The following is a 7347-nucleotide window of genomic DNA, read 5'->3' as shown; positions in this document are numbered from 1 at the left end:
CTGGAATTCCCGTGTACCGATGACGTCCCAGATCACTTGGTCCCGTACATGGATATACCGGTGAACCGGATCTTTGAATACTTTCTCTTCCAAAAGCTTTTTATTTTTGTATTCCATCTCCCGCACCTCCGTCCATCCATTTTCTTAAGTATATCAAAAAGTCCTGCGAACGGAAGATGGCAAATGTAGTGATTTGGAACAGACTATCGACAACAAGTTGAATCAAATGTTTTTCATAAAGTGTTGCAGTTTGAATGAATAAAAGTATTCCCTGTTGTACACACTGACCTTAGGTTAGAAAGACTATGAATTTGGCAGGAGGCATGGAAATGGTGAAGGTCAGACAAGATGCTTGGTTAGAACAAGATGATATTTTATTAGCTGAAACGGTGTTGCGGCATGTCCGCGAAGGAAGCACACAATTGAGCGCATTCGAAGAAGTTGGCGATGCGCTAAACAGGACGGCCGCTGCTTGTGGATTTAGATGGAACGCTGTCGTGCGGAGAGATTACGAGAAAGAGCTGTCAGAAGCGAAAAAGGAACGGAAACAAGCGATGCGCGTCCTCGGTCCCGATTTCAAACGGCGCAGTCAGCAGCTGTTTACACCCGGAACGAACGGTGAAGGCGAAGAAAAAGCGGCTGTTCCGCTTTCGGCTCTCTCCCTGGACACAATCATTGCCTATTTAATCCGCTTGCATCATAACGGCGGAGGGGACTCGGAATCACTTCGTTGGAAGCATACAGCTAAGATGGCAAATGATAAAGTGCACATGTTGGAGCAGGAAATCGAAAAACTACAACGTGAAAACGCCACACTTCGCAATGACTACGAGCAGTTTGTACAAATCATGAACCGCGCACGCCGTCTCGTGACGTTGGAAGATACAGAAGATCGGGTTGCCCCTGTCTTTACAATGGAGAAAAACGGGAATCTCGTATCAAAAGAACCGCCGGCCAATAATTGACCCGGCGGTTTTCTTTATTCTATCATCTTCACAATCTCAAGCCTTTAGCATTTTTTGATTGCGCTCGACGACTCTTTTTAAATAAAACCCGTACAACTCCAGTTCCTCTGGCGTGAATCCTCCCATTTGAAGATCACCACTCAATTCCCGCAGCAATAGCTGAGTTCGGATGATAATATCGCTCACAGTCAGATCCGTCTCCAGCAGCTCGGATAAGGAGGCCATGACATCCGGCTGGATAACGGGATAAGTGAACTTTGTCGCCTCCCCTTGCAAGCCAGCCTCATACAGCGTGCGGATGAGCTTGGCTCGTTCCGAACCGCTCCCTTCCACGCATAAATACACCTGAACAGCCACACCTTGCCGCAATCTCCGCTGGGAGATGCCCGCAAACTTGCGCCCTTCCATGCTTAAATCATATGTGCCGGGGCAGTAGGAGCCGACAATCTCGTAAGCCTCAATCCGGTCTGCCGCTTCCGGGAAAAGCTGTTTGACAAACGCGACCATCATTTCGTATCCCTCTGGAATATCTATGGAGCCTTGCTGTTCCGATAAAACGAGAGAGATATTCAGCACCCCACTGTCGAGCACAACGGCAAGACCGCCGGAATTCCGGACAATGGTCTGATAGCCCGCCTCGTGAATCAACGGAACAGCCTCTTCGATATGGGGAAGCCGATGATCTTGGATGCCGAGAACCACTGTATGATCATGCACCCATGTCCGAACAGCCGGACTGCTCATCTGCTGTCCAACTAAGTGGCACAGAGTATCATCTGCGGCGAATGATTCCAATGCCGAACGCCCTCTTGCCGAAAATGATTCATCGATAAAACGCCATGTTGGCATATGAAGCGATAGTTCTTCGTTTGACTTCATACTATGTCTCCTGCTCTTTCCATCATCAAATTACAAGCTCTGCGCCGCTGTGATCAGCGACAGCTTGTACACATCATCCGCAGAACAACCGCGGGATAAGTCATTGACTGGCGCATTCAGCCCTTGTAAAATCGGGCCAATTGCCTCATAACCGCCTAGCCGTTGAACGAGCTTATAGCCGATATTTCCTGCCTCAAGCGATGGGAAGACAAATACATTCGCGTCCCCTTTCAGCTCGGAGTCCGGCGCTTTTTTCGCCGCCACTTCCGGAACATAGGCCGCATCAAATTGGAATTCGCCATCTAATGCTAATTCGGGATCGAGCGTTTTAGCAATTTTGACGGCCTCTACTACTTTCTCCGTTTCTTCAGAGACAGCAGAACCCTTTGTGGAAAATGACAGCATCGCAACTTTCGGCTCAATGCCGAATGCCTTCGCTGTTTTCGCGCTTTCCAAAGCGATTTCCGCCAGCTCCTGGGCTGTCGGGGCAATGGTGATCGCGCAATCCGCAAATACGAGTTTCTCCTCGCCCTTTATCATAATAAAAGCACCACTCGTCTTTGTGACACCAGGCTTTGTTTTAATGATCTGGAGTGCCGGCCTTACTGTATCCGCAGTCGAATGCGCTGCTCCACTGACAAGTCCGTCAGCACGTCCCGAGTAGACAAGCATCGTACCGAAGACATTCGCGTCCTTTAGCAGCTCCCTCGCCTGTTCCACAGTCGCCTTTCCTTTTCGGCGTTCTACAAACACTTCGATCAGCTCTTCGACATATGGTGCTTGTTCCGGATCAATCCACTCAATTCCGTCCATTTGTATTGATGCATCCGCTGCCGCTTGTTGTAGTTGCTGTTCATTTCCAAGCAGAATTGGCTTCACAATGCCTTCCTCTTGTAAGCGCACTGCAGCTGTCAGAACCCGGACATCCGTCCCTTCTGGCAAAACAATCCTCTTTCCGCGGTTGTCCAGTTGTTGTCGCAGCTGGTTGAATAAATCTGTCATCCGGCATCCACCCTTCTTTTTCTTCTGTCCTCTTAGCATACCACTGCCAAGGGGATTCGGAACAGCCATTTACTTCTTGTCAAATTGATGACATGAAGCGCCTGTTGCCGCTTTCCCGGGTTCAATATGCTACACTGATAGTAGAATAAATTCAAAACGCAAAGGAGTTTGAATCCACTTGAACGAAGCTGCAATAACACTCGATGGTTGGTATGTATTACATGATTTCCGCACGATGGACTGGGCTTCTTGGAAGTTGATCTCGAAAGAGGAGCGTCAAGAAGCGGTCACTGAATTCATGGCATTTTTAGATAAACTGCAAACAGCTGACAATGAAAAAACGGGAAGCCATGCTTTCTACACAGTCGTTGGCCAAAAAGCGGATTTCATGCTCATGATGCTGCGTCCGACGATGGATGAACTTCAACAGCTTGAAGCTGAATTCAATAAACTAACGATTGCCGACTACACTGTGCCGGCGTATTCTTACGTATCGGTTGTTGAATTATCGAACTACTTGGCTGGCGAATCAAACGATGATCCATATCAAAATCCATACGTCCGCTCTCGCTTGTATCCAGAACTTCCACGAAGCCAGTACGTCTGCTTCTATCCGATGGATAAAAAACGCGAAGGCGATGACAACTGGTATATGCTCGACATGGACAAGCGGAAAGAATTGATGCGCAGCCACGGAATGATTGGCCGCGGCTATGCAGGCAAAGTGAAACAAATCATTTCCGGCTCTGTCGGATTCGACGATTTCGAATGGGGCGTCACCCTCTTCTCAGATGATGTCCTGCAGTTCAAAAAACTTGTCTATGAAATGCGTTTTGATGAAGTGAGTGCACGCTACGGCGTCTTTGGCTCTTTCTTCGTCGGAACTCTTTTAGACGGCGATCAAAAGGCTGCATTCTTCCAAATTTAATGACACAAAAAGACCGTCCGATTGGGCGGTCTTTTTTAATGTCTATAGATATTTCTTATACACATAACTGGTTTTGGTATAATCCATTTTGTCTTCATAAAAACGATGGGCACCCGTCCGTTCCAAGCCTGAAGACAAAGAAATGCTTTCGAATTTGTTTTCTTTTGCCCATTCCTCCACAAATGACAGCAGCCTTTCCCCATTGCCTTTCGAGCGTATCGTTTGATCTGTAACCAAATCGCAAATCCAGACAAACTTGCCGCTTGAAAGTGTGATCATCGGTTTAAAACCAATAACCGCAGCCATTTTATTTTGTTCGAAAAGAGCAAACATCCTATATCCGTCGCTCTCTTTGGCCGCCATCACTAATTCAACATAACTGTTTTCATGCAAATGAGGCCGCAGCTGCTTCATAATTGGAAATGCCCCCAGAATTTCTTTCGTAGAAAGAAGTTCTTTAATCATCATTCTGCCCTCGGAGACTGAGCCATTTCATTCCTCCCCAAGCCACTTCAAAATATCTTTCTTCATGTCATGTCCGACCCAATACGTCAAGGCTTCCTCCTCACCGACTTTATCGACGAGATGCTGGACATAGGCAGCGCCGAGCAAGTAGCCGATGCGGTTCAACCCGAAATAGGAACCCCCTGACAAACGGAACCACTCCTTCTCCTTCGGCATATCCCATCCCGCCATGGCATCCTCGAGGAAACGCCGTTTGATTTCGGCTTTATTTTCATGGAAGCAGGCGGCCCATGGGTCTCCTTCATTGTCAAAGGTGTAATAGACCGATTCGCGAAGGCCCGGCACCATCTTCATCGAGAGGTACGTTGCCACGCCTTCTGTGTAAAGAGTCGTTAATCCGCTCGTCCAATCTATACTGGACCATTCAATCCCATTTTTCGTCCCAAGGGCAAAATGCGTGACATGGCCAATTTCGTGGGCCGCAATCACTTCCAAATGCTCTTTTATTGGAGACAGCTTTTCTGCCGCGAAATAAATGGTTCTCTTTTCAGTTCGCGTAACGAATGCATTGGAACCGAATGTCCCGACGATTAATTTAAATGTTAATTCCAGATCGAGCCCAAATGTCTTTTCAAAATCATGTTCCACTTTCGACAAGACATCTGGCATGGCTGCAGAGAATGTCTTGAGACTATCCAACTTAGCTGGATATTGCTGCAAGGCAAGCTGCAGGCGTTCTTCCGTCCTAGGGCAATGGACCGGAAAATACAGTTCAAAAAGACTCGCGTGGCTCTGTATATATGTTTCCAACTCTTCACGTCCAAACGGATCGGACGCTTCGTATTTGTGAATAAAATCCGGAATGATATTTTCAATTTTCATATTGCTCCCCCCTTTCCCACTACTCTATCACAATCCGAATCTTTTTTATGTATGATTGGCGATCTGTCTTCATATGGTAGTCGTGAGGGGGTTTTGCTGTGGCCGTTGTTAAAGCCACTGACAAGGAAGTAGATCTGTTAGCCCGATTGATGCGAGCCGAAGCGGAGGGTGAAGGGGATTTGGGTATGCTGATGGTCGGCAATGTCGGGGTTAATCGGGTGCGCGGGGACTGTCTTGATTTCCAAAATATCCGGTCGATACAGCAGATGGTGTTCCAGCAGCCGGGCGGGTTTGAAGCGACCCAAAAGGGTTACTTTTACCAGCGTGCACGGGAGCAAGATCTCCGGCGAGCCAGACGTGTGATCAATGGAGAACGTTTCCATCCAGCGACCCGTTCCCTCTGGTTTTTCAGACCGACCGGAGATTGCCCTGCCCAATGGTACAATCAGCCAAATACCGGCCGATACAAATCGCATTGCTTCTTTTCCCCAACAGAAGAAAATTGTCCTCAAATTTAAAGATGAAAGGATGAAGTTGAAACATGGTCCAATATTATTGGAATCCGGCTTACCCGCAACAGCAGATGATTCCGCCACAAGTGACGTTGCCGAGCAACAGGCCGCCAGCTACGGGAGAGCAATCTTACATTGAAAACATTTTGCGTTTAAACCGCGGCAAGCCGGGAGTTTTCCACTTCTCATTCGAGCATGCCATTGAGCCGGGCAAAAACACATTGGCCGTTGTCGGAAGAGTGGAAGCAGCCGGACGGGATCACGTCATTTTAAGTGAAGTCGGCACGAACAAACGCTATTTGTTCCCGATGATCTATTTTGATTATGCGGAGTTCAATGAGGAACTGAACTATTTTAATCAGAATCCATTAGGATAAGCAAAAACACTTCCGTCCATAGACACGATGACGGAAGTGTTTTTGTTAAGCCATCTTTTCCTCAAGCAATTGCCGAAATGGTACCGGCTCATCCAGGCGAATAGCTGCTTTCCTGAATGGTTTCTCCATTCCGAGGAGCATCGTCGCCGTCAAAGGAACATTAAAGTGAATGACACAATGTGCTTTCCCCTCTTCAAAATCCCTGGCGATAAAGTCGATGACATCCTTATCTTTCAACGAAACTGCTTCAGCTTCTGCTCCCCATTCGATCTTCTCGATAGCTTGATACGGAATTTCCATCCGTTTCCCTATGCCTAGCGCCACATATAGCCGGTCCTCTCCAACAGTTACCGGATTGAGCCGTACCGCTTGGATATCAGCAAGGAAATAGACGATGGAATAGACATTGAGGACAAGCAAGCCAATCGCAAGGAGCACGGATTTTTCGTGCAGCCACCAATGAAAGCCGATTGTTTCAATGGCAATCGCATGAATCAGCATAATGTAAAACGCCACTAAACTGGTTTTCTGATGCAACGTAAACTGATTTTCAGCGAGTTCCGGTTTTCGCTTCCACGATGCAAAAGCATAATAAAACATAAGCGATTCCGCTGCCAGCATGGAAACGAGCGGATGCCTGGATACTTTCTGTTTCACTAGGGTAGGAAAAGCAAATAATCCACTCGTTTGTTGAAGTTTCATCTCTCTAAAAATAGATGGGATATGTTTAATCAGCAGAAAAATCAAGCTGAGCTCCGCTAACAGGAAAAGTGCCTCCCCGCCAATTGCAATGTACGGAATAAAGGCAAATGGCGCAAAGTAGGTGGATGGAATGATAAACCGGGACGCGACAAGACCAAGCACCATGAACGTAACAAACCGTTTCAGGGTAAACCCTTTTTTCCGCGTCATTGCCAAAATGAGCAGCGGTGCAACAATCGATAAATCAACGAGCGAGCCAATCACCATCCCCCGGGTATCCGGCGGCAACGGAATCGCCGGCAACCGATACGCTAGATAATTGCTGAAAACGACGGCCGTGAGAAGAACTGCAAATATAGGTGTCTTGGAGCGGGATTGTTTAGCAATCATGGAAACGCCTCCTTTTCTATAGTGTATCAAATGGCCAGTAGGGAGATTGTGGCTATTATCCGAAAAATAATACAATAACAGCGATGCAAGAGAAGTTGTCGCGTGTCCTAGGACAAGATACGAGTAATTAGTGGAATATACGAGCGGTTCGAACGGAGATACGAGCGGTCATCGGAATATACGAGTGGTTGAAAATTTATACGAGAGGTTCTAGAAGTATACGAGAGGTTCCAGAAATATACGAG

9 protein-coding genes are annotated in these 7347 nt (G+C 47.3%); 4 read left to right on the top strand and 5 right to left on the bottom strand.

Annotated features, from left to right (window positions below):
* The first annotated feature begins 329 nt into the window (after positions 1-329).
* Positions 330-965: an RsfA family transcriptional regulator gene (locus NCCP2222_RS19715; RefSeq protein ID WP_238079488.1), complete on the top strand. Its 636-nt coding sequence runs from the start codon at positions 330-332 to the stop codon at positions 963-965.
* A gap of 36 nt (positions 966-1001) precedes the next feature.
* On the opposite strand, the gene lipL is transcribed toward NCCP2222_RS19715, so the two are convergent.
* Together lipL and pta are read right to left on the bottom strand one after the other, a co-directional pair.
* Entirely contained in the window at positions 1002-1844 is an 843-nt protein-coding gene (gene lipL, locus NCCP2222_RS19710) for an octanoyl-[GcvH]:protein N-octanoyltransferase (RefSeq protein ID WP_248514115.1), read from the bottom strand.
* Between the two features lie 30 nt (positions 1845-1874).
* A complete protein-coding gene (pta, locus tag NCCP2222_RS19705; protein WP_248514114.1) occupies positions 1875-2846 on the bottom strand; it encodes a phosphate acetyltransferase in 972 nt (323 codons plus the stop codon).
* A 178-nt stretch (positions 2847-3024) separates the two neighbouring features.
* Here pta and hemQ point away from each other — a divergent pair, with 178 nt between their 5' ends.
* Positions 3025-3774 (top strand): hydrogen peroxide-dependent heme synthase, encoded by a 750-nt coding sequence (gene hemQ / locus NCCP2222_RS19700; protein ID WP_248514113.1) that lies wholly within the window; start codon positions 3025-3027, stop codon positions 3772-3774.
* Positions 3775-3816: 42 nt separating this feature from the next.
* Here the strand turns inward: hemQ and NCCP2222_RS19695 are convergent, their stop codons facing one another.
* Complete coding sequence (locus tag NCCP2222_RS19695) at positions 3817-4239, bottom strand: GNAT family N-acetyltransferase (protein ID WP_309295982.1); 423 nt, start codon at positions 4237-4239, stop codon at positions 3817-3819.
* Between the two features lie 27 nt (positions 4240-4266).
* Positions 4267-5121 (bottom strand): aminopeptidase, encoded by an 855-nt coding sequence (locus tag NCCP2222_RS19690; protein WP_248514111.1) that lies wholly within the window; start codon positions 5119-5121, stop codon positions 4267-4269.
* Positions 5122-5270: 149 nt separating this feature from the next.
* Between NCCP2222_RS19690 and NCCP2222_RS19685 the strand changes: the two genes are divergently transcribed.
* On the top strand, positions 5271-5639 hold the full coding sequence (locus tag NCCP2222_RS19685) for a cell wall hydrolase (RefSeq protein WP_375709229.1): 369 nt from the start codon (positions 5271-5273) through the stop codon (positions 5637-5639).
* A 23-nt stretch (positions 5640-5662) separates the two neighbouring features.
* Positions 5663-6010: a spore coat protein GerQ gene (locus tag NCCP2222_RS19680; protein ID WP_248514109.1), complete on the top strand. Its 348-nt coding sequence runs from the start codon at positions 5663-5665 to the stop codon at positions 6008-6010.
* Positions 6011-6055: 45 nt separating this feature from the next.
* Here NCCP2222_RS19680 and NCCP2222_RS19675 read toward each other — a convergent pair whose 3' ends face one another.
* On the bottom strand, positions 6056-7102 hold the full coding sequence (locus NCCP2222_RS19675) for a beta-carotene 15,15'-monooxygenase (RefSeq protein ID WP_248514108.1): 1047 nt from the start codon (positions 7100-7102) through the stop codon (positions 6056-6058).
* Positions 7103-7347 lie beyond the last annotated feature (245 nt).

It is taken from the genome of Sporosarcina sp. NCCP-2222 (assembly GCF_023168145.1).
Taxonomy (GTDB): domain Bacteria; phylum Bacillota; class Bacilli; order Bacillales_A; family Planococcaceae; genus Sporosarcina.
Note: the sequence above shows the minus strand (reverse complement) of the source record. Positions and strands in the feature narration are given on the sequence as shown.

Bases quoted from the DNA above. Each gene is read 5' to 3' on its own strand.
- NCCP2222_RS19715 (WP_238079488.1), top strand. From the start codon at position 330: ATGGTGAAGGTCAGACAAGATGCTTGGTTAGAACAAGATGATATTTTA.
- lipL (WP_248514115.1), bottom strand. From the start codon at position 1,844: ATGAAGTCAAACGAAGAACTATCGCTTCATATGCCAACATGGCGTTTT.
- pta (WP_248514114.1), bottom strand. From the start codon at position 2,846: ATGACAGATTTATTCAACCAGCTGCGACAACAACTGGACAACCGCGGA.
- NCCP2222_RS19695 (WP_309295982.1), bottom strand. From the start codon at position 4,239: ATGATTAAAGAACTTCTTTCTACGAAAGAAATTCTGGGGGCATTTCCA.
- NCCP2222_RS19690 (WP_248514111.1), bottom strand. From the start codon at position 5,121: ATGAAAATTGAAAATATCATTCCGGATTTTATTCACAAATACGAAGCG.
- NCCP2222_RS19685 (WP_375709229.1), top strand. From the start codon at position 5,271: ATGCGAGCCGAAGCGGAGGGTGAAGGGGATTTGGGTATGCTGATGGTC.
- NCCP2222_RS19680 (WP_248514109.1), top strand. From the start codon at position 5,663: ATGGTCCAATATTATTGGAATCCGGCTTACCCGCAACAGCAGATGATT.
- NCCP2222_RS19675 (WP_248514108.1), bottom strand. From the start codon at position 7,102: ATGATTGCTAAACAATCCCGCTCCAAGACACCTATATTTGCAGTTCTT.